At 72.1% G+C, this 18,992-nt stretch carries 16 protein-coding genes; 6 read left to right on the top strand and 10 right to left on the bottom strand.

Going from position 1 to position 18,992, the window contains the following annotated elements; genetic code table 11:
* Window positions 1-256: 256 nt before the first annotated feature.
* The 4 genes from AB0I51_RS18535 to AB0I51_RS18520 are packed head-to-tail and all read right to left on the bottom strand — an operon-like array spanning window position 257 to window position 4,034.
* A complete protein-coding gene (locus tag AB0I51_RS18535; RefSeq protein ID WP_362976300.1) occupies window positions 257-1,261 on the bottom strand; it encodes an ADP-ribosylglycohydrolase family protein in 1,005 nt (334 codons plus the stop codon).
* Between the two features lie 36 nt (window positions 1,262-1,297).
* A complete protein-coding gene (locus AB0I51_RS18530) occupies window positions 1,298-2,005 on the bottom strand; it encodes a GntR family transcriptional regulator (RefSeq protein WP_362976298.1) in 708 nt (235 codons plus the stop codon).
* Window positions 2,002-2,556, bottom strand: a complete 555-nt coding sequence (locus tag AB0I51_RS18525; RefSeq protein ID WP_362976296.1) for an isochorismatase family protein — start codon at window positions 2,554-2,556, stop codon at window positions 2,002-2,004. Before AB0I51_RS18525 ends, AB0I51_RS18530 begins: the two co-directional genes overlap by 4 nt.
* Window positions 2,553-4,034, bottom strand: a complete 1,482-nt coding sequence (locus tag AB0I51_RS18520; protein ID WP_362976294.1) for a cytosine permease — start codon at window positions 4,032-4,034, stop codon at window positions 2,553-2,555. Before AB0I51_RS18520 ends, AB0I51_RS18525 begins: the two co-directional genes overlap by 4 nt.
* Window positions 4,035-4,252: 218 nt before the next feature.
* On the opposite strand from AB0I51_RS18520, the gene AB0I51_RS18515 reads away from it, so the two are divergent.
* From AB0I51_RS18515 to AB0I51_RS18500, 4 genes are all read left to right on the top strand, one after another.
* Window positions 4,253-5,452, top strand: a complete 1,200-nt coding sequence (locus tag AB0I51_RS18515; protein ID WP_362976292.1) for a cytochrome P450 — start codon at window positions 4,253-4,255, stop codon at window positions 5,450-5,452.
* A 156-nt stretch (window positions 5,453-5,608) separates the two neighbouring features.
* Complete coding sequence (locus tag AB0I51_RS18510; protein ID WP_362976290.1) at window positions 5,609-6,880, top strand: cytochrome P450; 1,272 nt, start codon at window positions 5,609-5,611, stop codon at window positions 6,878-6,880.
* A gap of 85 nt (window positions 6,881-6,965) precedes the next feature.
* A complete protein-coding gene (locus tag AB0I51_RS18505) occupies window positions 6,966-7,748 on the top strand; it encodes a polysaccharide deacetylase family protein (RefSeq protein ID WP_362976288.1) in 783 nt (260 codons plus the stop codon).
* A 169-nt stretch (window positions 7,749-7,917) separates the two neighbouring features.
* On the top strand, window positions 7,918-8,577 hold the full coding sequence (locus AB0I51_RS18500; protein WP_362976286.1) for a YceI family protein: 660 nt from the start codon (window positions 7,918-7,920) through the stop codon (window positions 8,575-8,577).
* Window positions 8,578-8,585: 8 nt separating this feature from the next.
* Here AB0I51_RS18500 and AB0I51_RS18495 read toward each other — a convergent pair whose 3' ends face one another.
* Window positions 8,586-10,193, bottom strand: coding sequence for an amidohydrolase (locus AB0I51_RS18495; RefSeq protein WP_362976284.1), 1,608 nt, complete (start codon window positions 10,191-10,193; stop codon window positions 8,586-8,588).
* 270 nt (window positions 10,194-10,463) lie between these two features.
* Between AB0I51_RS18495 and AB0I51_RS18490 the strand changes: the two genes are divergently transcribed.
* Together AB0I51_RS18490 and AB0I51_RS18485 are read left to right on the top strand one after the other, a co-directional pair.
* The gene (locus AB0I51_RS18490) at window positions 10,464-13,349 is read left to right on the top strand and encodes an AAA family ATPase (protein ID WP_362976282.1); all 2,886 of its coding nucleotides are present in this window, start codon (window positions 10,464-10,466) and stop codon (window positions 13,347-13,349) included.
* 141 nt (window positions 13,350-13,490) lie between these two features.
* Window positions 13,491-15,113: a S53 family peptidase gene (locus AB0I51_RS18485; protein ID WP_362976280.1), complete on the top strand. Its 1,623-nt coding sequence runs from the start codon at window positions 13,491-13,493 to the stop codon at window positions 15,111-15,113.
* A gap of 82 nt (window positions 15,114-15,195) precedes the next feature.
* Here AB0I51_RS18485 and paaE read toward each other — a convergent pair whose 3' ends face one another.
* The 5 genes from paaE to paaA form a co-directional block, all read right to left on the bottom strand.
* Complete coding sequence (paaE, locus tag AB0I51_RS18480) at window positions 15,196-16,299, bottom strand: 1,2-phenylacetyl-CoA epoxidase subunit PaaE (RefSeq protein WP_362976278.1); 1,104 nt, start codon at window positions 16,297-16,299, stop codon at window positions 15,196-15,198.
* Between the two features lie 67 nt (window positions 16,300-16,366).
* Window positions 16,367-16,873: a 1,2-phenylacetyl-CoA epoxidase subunit PaaD gene (gene paaD / locus AB0I51_RS18475; protein ID WP_362976276.1), complete on the bottom strand. Its 507-nt coding sequence runs from the start codon at window positions 16,871-16,873 to the stop codon at window positions 16,367-16,369.
* Window positions 16,867-17,703: a 1,2-phenylacetyl-CoA epoxidase subunit PaaC gene (gene paaC / locus AB0I51_RS18470; RefSeq protein ID WP_362976274.1), complete on the bottom strand. Its 837-nt coding sequence runs from the start codon at window positions 17,701-17,703 to the stop codon at window positions 16,867-16,869. The genes paaD and paaC overlap by 7 nt, the downstream gene beginning before the upstream one ends.
* Window positions 17,704-17,712: 9 nt before the next feature.
* Window positions 17,713-17,997, bottom strand: a complete 285-nt coding sequence (gene paaB, locus AB0I51_RS18465; protein ID WP_019075091.1) for a 1,2-phenylacetyl-CoA epoxidase subunit PaaB — start codon at window positions 17,995-17,997, stop codon at window positions 17,713-17,715.
* On the bottom strand, window positions 17,994-18,986 hold the full coding sequence (gene paaA / locus AB0I51_RS18460) for a 1,2-phenylacetyl-CoA epoxidase subunit PaaA (RefSeq protein ID WP_362976272.1): 993 nt from the start codon (window positions 18,984-18,986) through the stop codon (window positions 17,994-17,996). Before paaA ends, paaB begins: the two co-directional genes overlap by 4 nt.
* Window positions 18,987-18,992: the final 6 nt, after the last annotated feature.

The following is an 18,992-nucleotide window of genomic DNA, read 5'->3' as shown; positions in this document are numbered from 1 at the left end:
CCGCCCGCTCACGACCGCCCCCGCAGGCCAAGCCCGGCCATGACCGAGACATCCAGGTCACCGATGGCAGCGCCGAGGTCCCGGAGCCTCGCACTCGCAACTCCCGCAGGACGCGCAGGGCCGCGGCCGAAGCGACCAGGCCGACGACGTCGCCAAGACGCCACCCCCGCCCCGACCACCCCCGCAAACCGAACAGCGCCGCCACTGTGACATCCAGGCCGATCACGACGCCGCAAAGACGCCACCCCCGCCCCGCTCACGACCGCTCCCGCAGGCCGAGCAGTGCTGCCGCCGTGGCGTCCAGGTCCAGCGCCGGGTTGACGCGGACGAGCGTCTCGCGCGCGTCGGCCGGGAAGGCGTCCACGCCGTGGCAGGCGCCGCCGACGGTGCCCGCGATCGCGGCGATCGTGTCGCAGTCGCCGCCGACGGACGCGGCGAGCAGTGCGGCCTGCCAGGGGTCGTCGGGGCAGGCGGCCAGGACGGCGAAGGCGGCCGGCACGGACTCCTGTGTGGCGAGGCTCGTCCCGACCAACGTGTAGACCCGCTCGCAGACTTGGGTCCGGCCGAGGCCCCGCACCAGTCCCGTCGCCCACACGATCCGCTCGGCGACGTCGGCGGCGGCCACCCAATGTCCCCGTCCCGCCGCCAACCGGGCCGCCGACACGGCCACTTCGACCGCCTCGGGAACCGACGCCCCGTCAACTCCCGCGCTCACGGCGGCTGCCACGGCCGCGGCACCGGCGAGGGCGACCCCGGTGTTGTGGGTGAGGCTGCTCGCCTCCACCACCCGGTCCACCAGAGCCACCGGGTCCGCGACCGGCATCGCGATGCCCACGGGGGCGATACGCATCGCCGCGCCGTTGGTGGTGCCGTAGCGTCCCACCTCGTCGACGGGAGTGCCCGCGAGGACCTGCTCCACGGCGCGCTTGGTGGACGGGCCGAGCAGGTCGAGGGAGCCCCTGGCCCGCATGTCGTCCTCCCAGGCGACCAGGCGCCGGGCGAGTTCCGCCGGGTCGATCCGGCCCTTGCCGTCGAGCAGCAACCCGGCCAGCAGCAGGGCCTGTTCGGTGTCGTCGGTGACGGTGCCGGCCGGCATGCCGGCGGCCAGCGGATGGTCGGGGTCGGCCGGGTGGAAGCCGGTGAGGAAGGGGCCGTAGCGTGCGGTGATCCGTGGGCGGGACAGCATTTGGGTGGGCATGCCGAGGGCGTCGCCGAGGGCGAGTCCGTGGAGGGCTCCGGTGGCGCGGCTCTGGAGGGTCATGGGTACTTTCCGGGGCGGGTTCGCGAGTTCGGCGGTTCAGCCGAAGGCGAGGGTCAGTTGGAAGTGGTCGGGGTCGAGGAGGCTCACGACATGTTCGACGAAGGAGCCGTCGGCGGCCCTGCTGGTGCGGCGCGTGTCGAGGAACCAGTCACCCGGTTCGCGGCGCAGCAGCTCCGCCTCCCGCCCGTCGATCCGTCGCCCGCCGACCCGCTGTTCGCCGTGGTCGGGCCGCAGCCCGGCCCGCAGCATCACATCGGTCAGCGACTCCTGGTCCAGGCCTCGGGACGGCAGCTCCCGTACCCCGGGCACGGGCGGCAGGAAGCTGCGTTCGTAGGACACCGCGACCCCGTCCGCGACCAGTTCCCGTATCCGCTCCACACACACGAACTCGACGCTGTTCAGGGTGAGTTGACGGGCCAGCTCCTCGTCCCGTCTGGCGTCCACGGCGAGCGTCCGGACCCGGGTGTCGATGCCCTGGGTGGCGAGCGCGTGGGCCCAGCCGAGGCTGTCGTCCAGTGGGCGGCCGTCGAAGAGGACGTAGGAGCCCTTGCCGGTGCGGGTGGCGATCAGGCCCGCCTCGCTGAGTTCGGCGAGGGCCGCGCGGACGGTCGTGCGGCTGACGCCGAAGCGTTGGGCCAGGGCGTGTTCGCCGGGCAGCTGCTCGCCGGCGGGGCGGTGGCCGCTGCGGATCTCCTTGGCGAGGACCTCGGTGATGCGCTGGTGTTTGAGCCGGACGCCGGTCATGACGCCTCCCCGACCGCCTCGGCGACGGTGACCACCCGGATCAGGGGCCGGTAGAGGTCCATGACGTGCAGCGCCTTGGCGTGGGAGTCGTCGTCCACCCCGGCGCAGGCGTCGGAGACGACCAGTACCTCGGCGCCGGCGTCGGCGGCGGCGAGCGCGGTTGACAGGACGCAGCAGTCGGTGCTGACGCCGGCCAGGACGAGGCGGCCGGTGGGGGCGACGCGCTCTGCGAGTGCCGGGGTCCACTTGCCGAAGGTGGGCGCGTCCACCAAGTGCCGTGCCCGGGCGGCGAATTCGTCGGTCAGCCGCCAGAGCGGGGCGTCCGGCGGCTGGAGGGCGAAGGGCCACTGGTCGTAGTAGGCGCGCCAACTGCCCTCGGGTTTCTCGGGGGCCAGGAAGCGGGTGAAGGTGACGTCCTCCCCGAAGGCCGGCAGCAGTCGCCGTACACCTGCTGCCGCTTCGTCGAAGCGGGGGGTGGCCCAGGGGCTGTCGGGTTCGGCGAAGACGCGCTGCATGTCGATGACTGCGAGGTGGCCGGGTGCGGTGGTCATACGGCGGGCACCGCCTCGGGGCTGGCGGCCTGCTGCTCCTGGCGCTGGATGCGGCCGCGCCCCAGGGCGAGGGTGCCGAGGAAGCCGAGGGCGAGGGCGGCCAGGACGCCGAGGTTGGCGTAGGCCCAGGCGCCGGACTTGCCGCCGAGGCCGAGCGGGTCGAGAAGGTAGCCCTGCCAAGTGAGCCAGCTGGCGGCCGTGTTGGTGACCAGGCCCCAGCCGATCGCCGTGGCGGCGAGGGTGAGGAGGAGGGGCGTGAGCGGTACGTCGCCGTAGCGGCCGGCCGGGCGGTAGAGGTCGCCCTCGTCGTAGTCGCGGCGGCGCAGGGCGAGGTCGGCGAGCATGATGCCGCACCAGGCGGCGATCGGGACGCCGAGAGTGGTGAGGAAGCCCATGAACTGGCCGAGGAAGTCGTCGGCGAAGAACACGATGTAGATGGAGCCCGCGATCATCAGGACGCCGTCGACGAGCGCGGCGAGATAGCGCGGGACCCGCAGGCCCGCCGAGAGGAGGGCCAGGCCGGAGGAGTAGATGTCGAGGACCGCGCCGCCGACCAGGCCGAGCACGGCGACCACGGCGAAGGGGACCAGGAACCAGGTGGGCAGGATCGTCGTGAGCGCGCCGATCGGGTCGGCGGCGACCGCCTTGTTGAGCGTGCTGGAGGAACCGGCGAGCAGCAGGCCGAAGACCAGCAGGAGCAGGGGGGCGACGGAGGCGCCGAACGTGGTCCAGCCGATCACGCCTCTGCTGGACGAACTCCGGGGCAGATAGCGGGAGTAGTCGGCGGCGGCGTTGACCCAGCCGAGGCCGAAGCCGGTCATCATGAACACCACCGCGCCGATGAACTCCTGGGCGGAGCCCGCCGGTAGGGCGCTGACCGTGCTCCAGTGGATGTGGTCGGCGACGAGGGCGATGTAGACGACGGTGAGCACGGCGGTGACCACCGTGATGACCGTCTGCAGCCGCATGATCAGGTCGAAGCCCATGACTCCGCCGACGACGACGAGCGCGCCGACGATGATCAGCGCGACCACCTTGGTCTCGGTGCCGCCGCCCCAGCTGAGCCTGTCGAAGACGGTCGCGGTGGCCATGGTCGCGAGGGCGGTGAGGACGGTCTCCCAGCCGACGGTGAGGATCCAGGAGATCACCGACGGCAGCCGGTTGCCGCGTACGCCGTAGGCGGCGCGGCTGAGCACCATCGTGGGCGCGGAGCCGCGCTTGCCCGCGACCGCGATGAACCCGCAGAGCAGGAAGGAGAACACTATGCCGATCACACCGGCGATCAGCGCCTGCCAGAAGGAGATCCCGAAGCCGAGCGCGAAGGCGCCGTAGCTCAGGCCCAGGATCGAGACGTTGGCCCCGAACCAGGGCCAGAACAGTGTGCGAGGGGTGCCTTTGCGTTCGGCGTCGCCGATCACGTCGAGGCCGTGGGTCTCGACCTGAAGTTGCCGGGACTGGGAAGTCTGGGAGTCCGCCATCGTCGACCTACCTGTCTAGACGTGTTCAGTCGAGGCTAGGTGCGGTGGTGACGGGCGTCAAGAGACGAGGGCCGTGGAGCAGGGGACGCCCTGCCGTTCCGCTCAACGGCACAGCACGCGACAGGGCGCCGGGCGGTCAGCAGGCTGGTTCTGCCGGTCGGGCGTCGCACGTACCGCACGTGGTGTGCCGCGCTTCCGCGTTCTCGAAGGAGGGCACCATGGAGTCGTCCGCGACGCGTCAGGGGCACGGTGAGCCCGCCCGCACTCCCCGCGGCACCGTCCCCCGCGTCCGCGACCCCCTCGCCCTGCTGACGGCGGAGTTCGACGGCGTCCACGACGTGTGGCGCTCGGCCGCGGGCACGGTGTGCGTGGCGGGTCCGGAGCCGGCCCGGGCGGTGCTCGGCAACCGGGACGGGGCCGTCGCCGAGGCGGCCGACTTCTACCGCACCCGGCACGGCGAATTCGGCCCCCGTGCGACCCAGATCCGGATCGGCCGGGCGGGCCGTGCGCTGATCCGCCGCCATCTGGACGCGCGGCGGCCGGAGTTGCCCGCGCTGGTCACCGAACACCTTGTCCCCAGCAGTGTCTGGCCGGACGCGGGGAACCTGCTCGTGTTCCGGCATCTCCGGGACGTCCTGCTGCACCGGGGCGCCCCGCCGCAACTCCACGCCACCGTCGGGCAGATCGTCCACCGGGCGGTACTGGCGGGCGCGCGGCGCCGGCACTCACCGCCGTCGCGGATGCTCTTCCGGCGTCGCGCGCTGAGCATGCTGCATGCCGAAATACGCTCCAGGCAACGGGAGTCGGCGGGCAGTGCGAGCGAGCCCCGCGACCTCATGGACGTCGTCGTACAGGAGAGCGAGCCGGGATCGGACCCGAAGGACCTCGCCGAGGTCTATCTCTCCTTCCTGTTCGCCGCCGTCGGCTCGGTCGGCTTCGCTCTCGGGTGGACGGTCCATCTCCTCGGCACCCATCCCGACCGCCTTGCCATGGAGCCGAGTTGGACGGTCCGGGAGGCGCTGCGGCTGTGGCCGGTGGCGTGGCTGTTCGCGCGGACGCCGAGCCATGTGCAGCGGCTCGGCGGGACGGAGGTCGGCCCGCACGACCGACTCGCCGTCTGCACCTATCTGGTGCACCGGCACCCCGGGCACTGGGAGCGGCCGGACGAGTTCGTGCCGGAGCGCTGGGCGGCGCCCGTGCCGGACGGGGCCTACCTCCCGTTCGGCCACGGGCCGCACACCTGCGCCGGAGCGACCGTCACCATGCGGCTCCTCGAAGACCTCGTCACCACCATCACCCGTGACCGGCGGCTGTCGGTCACCCACGACGGCGCCGGTCCCCAGGTGGGCCCGGCGCTCGCTCCACCGCGTTTCACCGCGGTGCTGAGCGACCGCACCGGCTGTCCCGGAAGGAGGTGAACGCGCATGCGCGCCCTGTATCTCAAAGCGAAGTCGGTCCTCAACATCCGAGGCCAGTACGAGTACTTCTGGTACCTGTACCACCACATCTGACCGGCCCGGCGCGGGGAGCCGCCGCAGACCGGCGCCCCGCGCCCCACGAGGGGAACGTTCACGATGACCACCCCGCAGCACCCCGAGGACTTCCTGCGCTTCATGCGGATGCGCAGCGCGAACGAGGACGGGATCTTCTGGGTCGACGACATCCGGCTCGGTGTGTTCGAGCCGGAGGCGGCGCGCCGGGTCAGCGCCACGAACTGGCGCCGGTTCGTCATGCACGACCGGCTGATCGACATGGTGCGGCGGCGGCGCAGCCCCGAGGTGCGGTGGAGCGAGGTCCGTTCGGCGTGGCTCACCCAGTTGCACACGCTGGCCACGGCGGAGCACCACGGCGATCTGATCGACCGCATGCGGCGAATCCTCGACGAGCGGCTGGGCGACGACGTCGACCTGGTGATGCTGACCCAGGACGTGGCACTGCGGTCCATGCTGCCGGTCGCGCTGACGGGTCTCACCTCCGGCGAGGCGGATCTGGTCCGCCGGGACCTGGAGATGAAGCTGCTGCGGCTCATCTCGCCGGATCCGGGCGGCACCTGGCACCATCTGAAGTTCGTCGTCGTACAGTTGCGGTCCGGTCTTGTCGTGCGCCGGGTGCTGCGGCAGCGCGCGCACGGGAAGCGGAGGCGCGAGCCGGACCTGGCCGATCCCTTCGTCGACCTGCTGCCCCGAATGGGCATGGACCGCGCGCTGGACGTGGTGACCGCCGTCCTCACCGCCATCGGCGGGCCGCCGGGCACCGCCGCGGCGAGTCTGCTGTACGAGTTCGTCCGCAACCCCGAGTGGCAGCGGCGGCTCACCGAGGAACTGTGCGCCGTGGACCCGGTGGAGTTCCGCACGGCACCGACGCACGCGGCCCCGGTGACGCACCGGTTCGTGAAGGAGGTGCTGCGCCTGTGGAGCCCGCCGCTGCTGCTGGTCCGGCGGAACCAGTTCCCCTTCGACTTCGGCAAAACCCGGCTGGAGCCCGGCGACTGGTATCTGCTGAGCCCGCATCTGATCCACCGGGACGAGCGGGTGTGGAAGCATCCGGACGTCTTCGATCCGGACCGCTTCCTGCCGGGCGCGCCGCACGGGCCCGCGGACCGTACCTGCTACGTGCCGTTCGGCTGGGCGCCCAAGAAGTGCGTCGGCGCGAACATCGGCACCGTCCAACTCATGGGCCTGTGTCACCTGTTGTGCACCCGGTACCACCTGAGTGTCGACCGCCCGGAGGACCTCACGATGGCGCTGCGCTTCGCCCCGGTCCCGCAGAACTTCCGCGGCCGACTCACCCTGCGCCGAGCGGGATCGCCCTCCGCCGACCTCGAACTCCCGGAAAATTGTCCGTAATCCGTAACAGCGGGATCCCTTCGCTCGTTTATACCGTCCTGACGAATGCACGGAAGCGGACAACAGGACAGGGAACAGGGCGGACATGGCACGGCATGGTGGGCGGGGTTGGTACGGCCGGGTACTCGCGGCGGCGGTCGGTGTGACGGCGGTGGCGGCGGCCACTTCCATGTGGACCGCGCAGGCCGGTGTGGTCAACGCGCAGCGGGGCGGAGCCCATGCGCGTCCCGGCGCCTCCAGTTCGGCCCCGGACCGGGCGGCCGCCGTGTCGGCGGAGATCGTGCACGCCTCCGACAAGGGCGCGCGGGGCGTCAACATCACCATCGACGACGGGCCGGACCCGACCTGGACACCTCAGGTGCTCCAAGTGCTGCGGGAGTACGGCGTGAAGGCCACCTTCTGCATGGTGGGCCCGCAGGCCGAGGCCCACCCGGACCTGGTCAAGGCGGTGGTGGCGGCCGGGCACCGGCTCTGCGACCACTCGGTGTCGCACGACACCACCATGGACAAGAAGTCCGAGTCCTACCAGAAGCAGGAGATCCTGAACGCCGCCGCCATGATCACCAAGGCCTCCGGGGGCGTACGGCCGCTGTACTACCGGGCGCCGGGGGGCGCCTTCACGCCGTACAGCCGTCATCTCGCCGCCGCGCAGGGCATGCGCCCGCTGGGGTGGAACGTCGACTCCAAGGACTTCGAGCTCCCCGGCACCGGCACCATCGTCACCACCGTCAAGAGCGAACTGCCCAACGGGCCGACCATCCTGTTCCACGACGCCGGCGGCGACCGCTCCGAGACCGTGGCCGCGCTGCGCGAGATCCTGCCGTGGCTGAAGCAGCAGGGCTATTCGTTCGGTTTCCCGATGCGCTGAACAGTGCGCCGAATTGACGGTCGTCGTTTTTCGGGTGGCGAATATGTGTGGGAAATGTGGAACGGCCGCCGAGGTGGCGGTATTTAAGCGTGTCAGTGCCGATTCGCGCTGCTGTCGATTCGCCGTGAAGGGTTGCGGGGATATCACCCGTGCAGTAACTACGTGAAGCATGAACCTGTTCAACCGTGCTGCGCCCCTCCGCCGCCCGGCATCCCCCACAGCTCCGCAACGCCCCGCCGCCCCACCGGCGTTCACCCCCTCCGGCCTGCCCGATCCCGCCCTGGCGGCGCTGACCGGAGAGTGGATGATCGACCCCGCGCACAGCCGGATCGGTTTCTCCGTCCGGCACGCGATGGTGACGACTGTGCGCGGGTCGTTCGCCGAATACAAAAGCCGGCTCTACTTCGACGGCCGCAACCCGGCCCGTTCGCGGGCGGAGATCGTGGTGTCCACGGGCAGCGTCGACACCGGAGTGGAACAGCGCGACGCCCACTTGGTGGGCCGCGACTTCCTGGACTCCGCGACCTACCCGCGTATGCGTTTCGCCAGTACGGCGGTGCAAATGGCCGGCAACGATGTCTACCGGATGCTCGGTGACCTCACCATCAAGGACGCCACGCGTCCCGTCGCCCTGGAACTCACCTACATCGGACATGTCACCGACCCTTTCGGCTACGAACGGGCCGGTTTCGACGGGACGACCACCATCGACCGTTCCGACTGGGGTCTGACCTACAACTCCCGGCTGGCCGAGGGCGGTGCGATGGTGAGCGAGAAGGTACGGCTCCAGTTCGACATCGCCGCGATCAGGACGGTGCCGGCCGCCTGACGGAACGTCTACGCGGTGACCGGTCGGCCGCCGACGAACGTGTACAGGGGGTTGAGGTCGCGCAGGGCGTCGCTCGGGCAACGGGCGGGGTCCTGCTCCCAGACGGTGAGATCGGCCAGGCGGCCCGGGCTCAGCGCGCCGCGCAGGTTCTGGTCGCCCAGCAGCAGCGCCGCGTTGGCGGTGTGCAGGGTGAGTGCCTCGTCGTAGGTGATGGCGTGCTCGGGGCCCTTGGGGCCGATGACGGTCTGGCGGGTGATCATGCCGTGGACCGAGCGCATGGCGCCGAACTGGCCGACGGGGAAGTCCGATCCGGCGCTGACCTGTGCGCCCAGGTCGATCCAGCCGCGGGCGGGGAAGAGCCGGGCCACGCGCTCCGGGCCCCAGAAGCCCTCCTCCACCTCGGCGGTGTCGTGCAGCAGGGGCTGCTGGATGGTGACGGGGATGCCCAACTCGACGGCGCGGGAGCGCTGTTCGGGCCCGGCCAGACCGCCGTGCTCCATGACCAGTGTGCCGGCGGGCAGTCCGGGGTTGCGGACGAGGACCCGCTCGTAGACGTCCAGCAGGGTGCGGACCGCGCGGTCGCCGTAGGCGTGGGTGCCGACCCGCCAGCCGCGCCGGACCACGGCCTCGACGGCCTCGACCAGCGCGTCCGGCTCCCAGATCAGCGTCCCGGAGAAGGCGTGGTCACAGGCGTACGGCTCCTCGGTCGCCCCGGCCTCCAGGCCGCCGTCGAGCCCGAACTTCACGCCCCACACGCGCAGCCACGGATCGGAGTCGTAGCGCCACTTCTCCATGGCGTCGAGCAGATCCTCCACCTGGGCGGCGCCGGTCATGCCGAGCGCCGAGATCAGGGCACGGACCCGGATGGCGAGCGCCCCCGCCTGGCGGGCGGCCAGCAGCACGGCGTAGTCCTCCAGGCCGACCGCGCAGTCGCGCACGGTGCCGATGCCGGTGGCGGCGTACTGGGCGGTGGCCAGCCGCAGCCCGTCGATCCGCCCGGCCCGGTCCGGGGCCGGGACCAGGCGTTCCACCAGGCCCAGGGCGTTGTCGATCAGCCGCCCGTCGAGCCGCCCGCCGGCGTCGCGGCCGATGACGCCGCCCGGCGGTACGGGCGTGTCCTCGGTGATGCCCGCCAGGCGCAGCGCGTAGTTGTTGACGACGTCGTTGTGGCCGCCGCGCTTGACCAGAACAGGGTGGCGGTCGGTGGCCGTGTCGAGTTCGGCGGCCGTGGGCATGCGGCGCTCGGCGAGGTTGAGTTCCTGCCAGTTGGTGGTGGTGCGGATCCACTCGCCGTCGGGGGTCGTCCTCGCCCGCTCCCGCACGAGCTCCAGGAACTCGGGGATGTCGCGGGCCTGATGGACCGGGACGTCGTGCGCGCCGAGCGCCGCGTAGATCAGGTGGGTGTGGGTGTCGTCGAAGGCGGGCAGCACGGTGGCGCCGGGCAGGTCGTGCACCGTGGTGTGCGGGCGCAGCAGGTGGTCGAGTGCGTCGGGGTCGGGCGAGAGGGCCGTGACGCGGTCGCCCCGCACGGCCAGCGCCCGCTGCGGGGCCTGGCCGGGTACCAGCGTGTGGATCGCCCCGGCCCGGATCACCAGATCGGCTCCGTGATCAGTCATCGTTCTCTCCCACTCCCGCGGTGCATCCGCTGACCAGGCCGTTGTACGGGCGCTCGGCCGATTGACGCACTCTTGGCAGGTTCCAACGCAGGAAACACGCCATGACAGCCGTTCAAAATGGAGATCATGCGCCAATCTCCCGACAGGTCTCGTCCACCACCCTGGACCGTCATTGACAAGGCGATTCCGCAACGGTTGCCATGAACACATGCCGAGATGCCCGGAGACCCGCCGCACCCACCGACCCGCCCGCCCCGCCGTGGCGCGGAAGTGCGGTCGTTGACCGGGCACCGCGAGCTGATCGGCACCGCCCGCACCGAGTTGACGGCCCGTCAGGGAGTGTTGCTCCACGGTCCGGCCGGGATCGGCAAGTCCGTGCTCGTGGCCGCCCTCGTGGCGTCCTCGGACGCCCGTGTCCAGCCGTCCGGAACGGTGCTGCACTGCTCGCCCGCCGAGGAGGACGCCCGGCTGCCGTTCGCCGGTCTCGTCGACCTGTTCGCACGCGTGCCGGAGAGCTGCCTCGATGCCCTGGCGTCGGAACCCCAAGGGGCTTTGCGGGCCGCCCTGTTGCGCGGTGAGGCACCGGCCGGCGACCGTGACCGGCTCGCGGTGCGTGTCGCCGTTCTCGAAGTGCTGCGCGCCCTCGCCGCCACCGGCCCGGTGCTGCTGGTCCTCGACGGCCTCCAGTGGCTCGACGAACGGACCGTCGAGGTGCTCGCCTTCGTCGTACGCCGTGTCGAGGGCCTCGACGTAAGGGTGGTGGCCGCCGAGCGGGTGGCGGACGGCGAGCAGCCCGGACGGCCGAGCTGCTGCCCGCCCGGCACCGTCGAACTGCCCGTGCCACCACTGACGGACGACGAGGTGGCGCGGCTGCTCCCGGCCGACCTGCCACCGGCTGTGCTGCGGGCCGTGCAGGACACCGCCGCCGGAAACCCTTGGTACGCCCTGGAGTTGGGGCGGGCGGCCCCGCGCGACGGGGCGGCCGTCGGCCTCGGCCGGACGCTGCCCGTGCCGCACCGGCTGCGCACCCTGCTGCTGGAGCGGGTGCACACGCTGCCGGAGAGCACACGGCACGCTCTCCTCGTCACGAGCGCCGCCGCCCGTCCCACCCTCACACTGCTGCGCGCGGCCGGATTCGACGATCCGGCCGCCGACCTGGCGGAGACCGAACGGCTCGGTGTCGCGACAGCCGATGCCCACGGGACCGTAGGTTTCCGGCATCCGCTGATCCGGGCCGCCGTCTACGCGGACGCTCCGGAGTACGGCCGCCGGCAGGCGCACGCTCTGCTGGCCGACGCGGTCGCCGATCCCGTGGAGCGGGCCCGGCATCTCGCGCTCGCCCGCCCCTACGAGGACGAGACCACCGCCCGCATGCTGATGGCCGCCGCCGGGTGCGCCCGCCGTGACGGCGCGCCCGAGGTGGCCTTCGAACTGGCCGGGCTCGCGGCCCTGCGCACTCCGGGCGACCGCCCGGCCGAGCGCGCCGACCGGCTGCTGGCGGCGGCCGAATACGCCTGTGACGCCGGGCAGTTGGAGGAGGCGGGGCAGGCGGCCGAGACCGTCCTCGCCGGGTCGGGCTCGGCCCGGCAGCGGGTACGGGCGCGGCTGGTCCTGCTGCGCAACGCCGGTCAGGCCCTGCACGGCACCCACGCGCTGATCGAGGAAGGACTGCGGGACGCGGCCGGCGATCCGGAGGCGGAGGCGTGGCTGCACCACTGGGCGGCGGTACGGGGCCTGTTGTGCGGGGAGTTGGGGGAAGCGGCCCGGCATGCCCGGCGCGCCGCCCGGCAGGCGGCCGTGGCCGGCGACACCGACACCCGGATCGGCGCGCTCGCCACCCTCGCCCGGGTGCGCTCGCTCGGCGGTGAACCGGTCGCCGCCGACGCCGCGTTGGCGGAGGCCCTCACGCTGACCGGCGGCGCGGGCGCCGGACCGGAGAGCTGGGGACTGATCCGGATGCGGGCGATCCTCGCCCTGGACTCCGACAAGGTCACCGAGGCCCAGCGGCGGGTCACCGAACTCCTCGCGGAGATCGGGGAGTTCGCCGGGGTCGAGGAGGTCATGGCGACCCTGGTCGCGCTGACCCGCATCCAAGTGCGCGCCGGACACTGCCGGGAGGCGCTGGACACCGGCGCCCGCTGCACCCGCGCCGTGGCCGAGACCGGCGTACAGGCCGCTCCGGCGCTGTACGCGGCGGCGCTCGCGGCGACCGCGGGCGGCAGCGCCGAGGAGGCCCGGCAGTTGGCCGGGCAGGCGGTTCGGGCCTCGGAGGCGGACGGCGACCGGCTGTTCCTGCTGCGCGCCCTCGCGGTGCTGGGGCAGGCCGAGTTGCTGGCCGGCGATCCGCGCGGGGCCGCCGCGGCGGTCGAGGCGCTGCAGCGCGTCAAGGAACTCGGCGAGGCCATGTCGGCCGCCGACCCGCCCCTGCTGCACTGGTACAGCGATCTGGCCGAGGCCCTGGTGGTGCTGGGCGAGACGGACGAGGCCGGGGCGGTGCTGCGCGAAGCCCGCACTCGGGTGTCCGGCGACGCGCCCGGCAGCGTACTCGCGGCCCTGGAACGCGCGGAGGGACTGCGCGAGGCGGGGCTCGGCCGGGCGAAGGAGGGGGCGGTACGGCTGCGCACCGCCGTGGACCGGCTGCGGCAACTCCCCTTGCCCGTGGAGCTGGTACGCACGCTGATCTCGCTCGGCGCGGTCGAGCGCAGGGCCCGCCACCGCAACGCGGCCCGCACCGCGCTCGGCGAGGCGCTGGAGACCGCGACCCGCATCGGTGCCGCTCCGCTGGCGGCACGGGCGGGCGACGAACTGGCCCGGCTGGAGGCCGGCGACCGGGACGGCGAGGGGCGGCCCGAACTCACGCCCACCGAAGCACGGGTGGCCGAACTGGTCGGCGGCGGGGCCACCAACCGGGAGGTCGCCGCCGAGCTGTTCATCAGCGTCAAGACGGTCGAGGGCACCCTGTCCCGCATCTACCGCAAGGTCGGCGTCCGCTCGCGCACCGCGCTCGCCCATGCCATGGCGGTCGCCGTCATCGCCTCCGGAGCGGCGACCGTGAGCATCGGCGACGACGACCAACAGCAGTCCACCGCGCAGGCCGTGACGATCAGTCAGCCGGGGCGGCTGCGGACTCACCGCACTCTCGACACCCGCCGCTGACCTGTCATCCACGGTTCATGTGACACCCGCCGTTAACACGAGACGCAAGGGTTCCCCCGCTTATGCGGGTGGGGCGGATGTTCCTACGGTGAAGCCGTTCCCCTTCCGGGACAGCAACCCCCCACTCCTCGGAGGACTTCCGTGACGTCACGTCTGAAGCTGGTCGGCCTCGTCGCCGTACCGGCCCTGCTCGCCGCCGCCGTCCCCAGCGCCTACGCCGCCGTCCAGCCGCACTCAACTCGTGCCGCCGTCGCGGGAGATGTCCTCAAGGGCCTGAACCACGACGCGTCCCGCACCGGCGCCGTCGCCGCCGGCAAGCGCATATCGGTGGCCATCAGCCTGACGCCCAGAAACGACAAGGCGCTGGACGCGTTCGTCGCCAACGCCAGCAATCCGCGGTCGAGTTCGTACGGCCACTATCTGACGAAGGCCCAGTTCGCGGCCCGGTTCGGCCGGACCGACGCCGAGGTGAAGCAGGTCAAGGACTTCCTGCGGGCCCAGGGTCTGACCGTCGGCAAGGTCCACTCGGGAAACCTGCTGGTCGACGCCAGCGGTACCGCCGCCCAGCTGGAGAAGGCCTTCGGCACCAAGCTGTCGACGTGGAAGGACGCCAGGTCGGGCCGCGCGTTCTACGCCAACGAGACCGCGCCGACCCTGCCGACCGGCATCGCCGGCCTCGTCAGCGACGTGACCGGCCTCAACAACCGCGCCCAGCTGCACCACCAGGGGTCCGCCAAGGTCAACCCGCACAACGGCCCCGGCGGCGGCTACACCCCGGCCCAGATCAAGGGCGGCTACAACGTCTCCGGCACGTACACCGGCAGCGGCCAGAAGATCGCGCTGCTGGAGTTCGACGGCTTCCAGCAGTCCAACATCACGAAGTACGACACCAACTACAGCCTGGGCTCGCCCACTCCGACCGTGTCGAAGGTGGACGGCGGTTCCGGCGCGCTGGGTGACGGTCAGGTCGAGGTCGAGCTCGACATCGAGGTCCTGCACGCGATCGCCCCGAAGGCGAACGTCACCGTCTTCGAGGGCCCCAACTCCGACGCCGGCGAGGTCGACACCTACCAGGCCATCGTCGACAGCGGCATCCCGACCACCTCGATCAGCTGGGGCGCCTCCGAGAGCCAGCGCACCACCTCCAACATCAACGCCGTGGACGCCGTCTTCAAGGCGGGCGCGGCCGAGGGCCTCGGCTTCTACGCGGCCTCCGGCGACGACGGCTCGGACGACGCGGGCGACGGCACCACCACCGTCGACTACCCGGCCAGCGACCCGTACGTCACCGGTGTCGGCGGCACCACGCTGACGGTCACCTCCGCCAACGCGTGGAGCAAGGAGACGGCCTGGTCGGGCGGTGGCGGCGGCAAGTCCTCCGTCTTCAAGATCCCGAGCTGGCAGACCGCGGTGCAGAAGACCGCGGGCGGCGGCTACCGGCAGGTCCCGGACGTGTCGGCGCTCGCGAACCCGAGCCCCGGTGTCTCCATCTACTCGCAGGGCAGCTGGGGCACGGTCGGCGGCACCAGCGCCGCCGCGCCCGAGTGGGCGGCCTTCGGCGCGCTCTACAACCAGCAGGCCGCGGCGGCCGGCAAGGCCGACCTCGGCTTCGCCAACCCCGCGCTCTACACGGCGAGCGGCACCGGTTTCCACGACATCACCAGCGGCAGCAACGGCGCCTACTCCGCCGCCGCCGGCTGGGACTTCACCACCGGCTGGGGTTCGTACAACGCCGCGACCCTGGCGGCCAAGCTCCTCGGCTGACCGCCGGTGGCTGACTGAAGAGCGGGCCGGGATCCCTCCCGGCCCGCTCTTCACGTCATCAGTCGAAGTGCCGTGGCCCGCCTCAGCTGTCGTAGTCGACGGCGAGCGTGTCGGACATGGGGAAGGTCTGGCAGGTGAGGACGTAACCGGCGTCGACCTCGGCGGGTTCGAGGGCGTAGTTGCGCCGCATGTCCGCCGTGCCGTCGGTGACCAGCGCGCGGCAGGTGCCGCAGACGCCGCCCTTGCAGGCGAAGGGCAGATCGGGCCGGGTCTTCTGGGCGCCGTCGAGGATCGAAGTGTCCTTGTGCAGGGCCGAGTTGGTGGTACGCCCGTCGAGCGTGACGCTCACCTGGCTGACGGGACCCTCGTAGGCCTTGTCCACGTGTTCGTTGGGCCGTACGGGCTCGTCGTCGGCGTAGAACAGCTCCTGGTGGACACGTTCGGCGGGGACACCGAGTCCGGCGAGGACCTGCTGGGCGTCGCGGACCATGCCGTGCGGGCCGCACAGCCACCAGTCGTCGGCGGTGTCCACGTCCACGAGCGCGTCGACGAGCGTGGTGAGCCGGTCGGCGTCGAGGCGGCCCGTGAGGATCTCGGCCTCGCGCGGTTCGCGGGACAGGATGTGCGCGAGCTGGAAACGGCCGGGGTACAGGTCCTTCAGGTCGGCGAGGTCGTCGGCGAACATCACGGTGTCGCTGCGCCGGTTGCCGTAGAAAAGCGTGACGCGGGAGCGGGTGTCGGCGGCGAGGACAGATTCCGCGATGGACAGCATCGGGGTGATGCCGGAGCCGGCGGCGATCAGGACGTGGTGGCCGGGGCGGGTCAGGTCGGGGGTGAAGACGCCGGTGGGGGCCATCACCTCGACGATGTCGCCGGGGCGTACGTCGTTGACCAGCCAGGAGGAGAACAGGCCGCCGGGGACGACCCGTACGCCGATGCGCGGTCGTGCTCCCGCCGGGGAGCAGATGGAGTACGAGCGGCGCTCGTCGCGTCCCTCGACCTCGCGGCGGAGCGTGAGCGACTGGCCGGGCCGGTGGGCGAACTCCTCGGCGAGGTGCTCGGGGATGTCGAAGCCGATGGCGGCGGCGTCGTCGCACAGCGGCTCGACGGCGGCGACCCGCAGCGCGTGGAAGGCCGGGCGGCGGCGCGCCGGGCGGGCGGGAGTGGTGGGGGCCGGGGCGGTCACTGGTCCACCGTCCTTTCCGCGGGCGGGAGTTGGGGGCTCGCTGCGAGCGGGGGTCGGGGGCTCGCCATCAGATCTCCTTGACGTACTCGAACGGCTCGCGGCAGGCGCGGCACCGCCACAGGGCTTTGCAGGAGGTCGCGGCGAAGTGCGAGGTCTCCTCGGTGTCCGTCGCCCCGCAGCGGGGGCAGGGCACCGTACGGCGGGTCGGCGACAGCGTGAGCACCAGCGGACCGCGCGGGGCGGCACCGGGCGGGGCGATGCCGTGTTCGGCGAGCTTGGCGCGGCCGGCCGGGGTGATCCAGTCGCTGCTCCAGGGCGGGTCCAGGACCGTACGGATCTCGACGCGCGGGTACCCGGCGTCCGTGAGCCGCGCGGCCACCTCGGCGCGCATCTCGGCCATGGCGGGGCAGCCGGAGTAGGTGGGCGTCAGGCTCGCGACGACCGTGCCGTCCTCGCCGATCTCGACGTCGCGCAGTACGCCGAGGTCGGCCAGCGTGAGCATGGGCATCTCGGGGTCGGGCACCTGCGCGGCGATGTGCCGGGCGCGCCGCGCGTCGGGCAGGGTGGTCACCATGCCGCCTCCGGATGGGCGCGGGCCACGCTCTGGAGTTCGGTCAGCAGCGGGGCCAGGTGTTCCGTGTGGTCGCCGTCGCGGCCGTGCCCGGGGACCGGTGCCGCCTCGGGCCAGGCGAGCCCGGCGGCATCGGTGACCTGGTGGAGTACAGCCAGTACCTCGTCCCTCAACTCCCCCGTGGTCGCGAAGAGTTCGTGCAGGTGGGGCGCGATGGCGAGCAGCGCGTCGCGCATCCTCCGCTGCGACTCCTCCGTGCCGTCGCCGAGCCGCACCACCCACTCGCCGGCGTACTGGCGGTGGTACGCCAGCTCCTTGACGCCCTTGGCTGCGATGGCGGCGAGCACCGGGTCCGGTGTGGTGACGGCGAGCCGCTCGAAGAGGGCCAGCCGCCAGGAGGCCAGCACCAGGAGGCGGGTGATGGAGAACGCGAAGTCGCCGTTGGGGAGTTCGGCCAGCCGTACGTTGCGGAAGGCGTCGGCGTCGCGGAAGTAGGCGTAAGCGTCCTCGCCGCGTCCGGTGCCGTCGACCTGGCCGGCACGCGCGTAGAGCAGGCGGGTCTGACCGAGCAGGTCGAGCCCGATGTTGGCCAGCGCGACCTCCTCCTCCAACTCGGGGGCGGCGGTGCACCATTGGGCCAGTCGCTGGGCACTGACGAGCGCATCGTCGCCAAGTGCCAGGCAGTCCGCGGCAAGTCGGTCGGTGTCCGTGCCCTCCGGCACGCTCTGGTCGACGCCGTGCAGCGGGTCCTCGAAGCCGGTGCCGAAGGCCCAGCGGGCGTCGCTGTCGTCGTGCCCCTCGGCCAGGGACAGATAGACGTGGTCGTCACTCATTCCCTGCTCCTAGATGTGGGGGACGTCGTCGGGGATGTCGTAGAACGTGGGGTGGCGGTAGACCTTGTCGGCGCTCGGCGCGAAGAAGGGGTCCTTCTCGTCGCGGGTCGAGGCGGCGATGTGCTCCGAGCGCACGACCCAGATGGACACGCCCTCGTTGCGCCGGGTGTAGAGGTCGCGGGCGTGGGTGAGGGCCATCGCGTCGTCGGCGGCGTGCAGCGAGCCGACGTGGACGTGGTTCAGGCCGCGCTTCCCGCGCACGAACACCTCGTACAGGGGCCAGTCCTGCGTCATGCCGCCGCTCCTTCGGTCTTCTGTGTACGGGCGGCCTGCTTGGCCGCGTGGGCGGTGGCCGCCTCCCGGACCCAGGCACCCTCCTCGTGGGCCGCCCGGCGGCGGGAGACGCGCTCGGCGTTGCGCGGTCCGTCGCCGCTGATCACGCGCTGCAACTCGGACCAGTCGGGGGTGCCGAAGTCGTGGTGGCCGCGCTCCTCGTTCCAGCTCAACTCCGGGTCGGGCAGGGTGACTCCGAGCTTCTCGGCCTGCGGGACTGTCATGTCGACGAATCGCTGGCGCAGTTCGTCGTTGCTGTGCCGCTTGATCTTCCAGGCCATGGAGCGGGCCGAGTTGGGCGAGTCGTCGTCGGGCGGCCCGAACATCATCAGCGACGGCCACCACCAACGGTCCACCGCGTCCTGGACCATGGCCCGCTGGGCGTCCGTGCCGCGCATCATCGTGAGCAGCAGCTCGAAGCCCTGGCGCTGGTGGAAGGACTCCTCCTTGCACACCCGGACCATGGCCCGCGCGTACGGCCCGTACGAGCAGCGGCACAGCGGCACCTGGTTGCAGATCGCCGCGCCGTCCACGAACCAGCCGATCACGCCGACGTCGGCGAAGGTCGGCGTCGGGTAGTTGAAGATCGACGAGTACTTCTGCCGGCCCTCGATCAGCGCCGCGGTCAGCTCGGCGCGGTCCGCGCCCAGGGTCTCGGCGGCCGAGTACAGATACAGCCCGTGCCCGGCCTCGTCCTGCACCTTCGCGAAGAGGATCGCCTTGCGGCGCAGGGAGGGCGCCCGGGTGATCCAGTCGCCCTCCGGCTGCATCCCGATGATCTCCGAGTGCGCGTGCTGCGCGATCTGCCGGATCAGGGTCTTGCGATAGCCCTCGGGCATCCAGTCGCGGGGCTCGATCCGCTGATCCTTCGCGATCGTGGCGTCGAACTGCTCCTCGTACCGCGTCTCGTCCCGGTCGGCGGCTGACGCCTCCGTGCCCGTGCTGGTCATCGACAC

It is taken from the genome of Streptomyces sp. NPDC050549, assembly GCF_040655035.1.
Lineage (GTDB): Bacteria > Actinomycetota > Actinomycetes > Streptomycetales > Streptomycetaceae > Streptomyces.
Note: the sequence above shows the minus strand (reverse complement) of the source record. Positions and strands in the feature narration are given on the sequence as shown.

Coding starts and splice junctions, on each gene's coding strand:
- AB0I51_RS18535 (WP_362976300.1), bottom strand. CDS start 1,261: ATGACCCTCCAGAGCCGCGCCACCGGAGCCCTCCACGGACTCGCCCTC.
- AB0I51_RS18530 (WP_362976298.1), bottom strand. CDS start 2,005: ATGACCGGCGTCCGGCTCAAACACCAGCGCATCACCGAGGTCCTCGCC.
- AB0I51_RS18525 (WP_362976296.1), bottom strand. CDS start 2,556: ATGACCACCGCACCCGGCCACCTCGCAGTCATCGACATGCAGCGCGTC.
- AB0I51_RS18520 (WP_362976294.1), bottom strand. CDS start 4,034: ATGGCGGACTCCCAGACTTCCCAGTCCCGGCAACTTCAGGTCGAGACC.
- AB0I51_RS18515 (WP_362976292.1), top strand. CDS start 4,253: ATGGAGTCGTCCGCGACGCGTCAGGGGCACGGTGAGCCCGCCCGCACT.
- AB0I51_RS18510 (WP_362976290.1), top strand. CDS start 5,609: ATGACCACCCCGCAGCACCCCGAGGACTTCCTGCGCTTCATGCGGATG.
- AB0I51_RS18505 (WP_362976288.1), top strand. CDS start 6,966: ATGGCACGGCATGGTGGGCGGGGTTGGTACGGCCGGGTACTCGCGGCG.
- AB0I51_RS18500 (WP_362976286.1), top strand. CDS start 7,918: ATGAACCTGTTCAACCGTGCTGCGCCCCTCCGCCGCCCGGCATCCCCC.
- AB0I51_RS18495 (WP_362976284.1), bottom strand. CDS start 10,193: ATGACTGATCACGGAGCCGATCTGGTGATCCGGGCCGGGGCGATCCAC.
- paaD (WP_362976276.1), bottom strand. CDS start 16,873: ATGGTGACCACCCTGCCCGACGCGCGGCGCGCCCGGCACATCGCCGCG.
- paaC (WP_362976274.1), bottom strand. CDS start 17,703: ATGAGTGACGACCACGTCTATCTGTCCCTGGCCGAGGGGCACGACGAC.
- paaB (WP_019075091.1), bottom strand. CDS start 17,997: ATGACGCAGGACTGGCCCCTGTACGAGGTGTTCGTGCGCGGGAAGCGC.
- paaA (WP_362976272.1), bottom strand. CDS start 18,986: ATGACCAGCACGGGCACGGAGGCGTCAGCCGCCGACCGGGACGAGACG.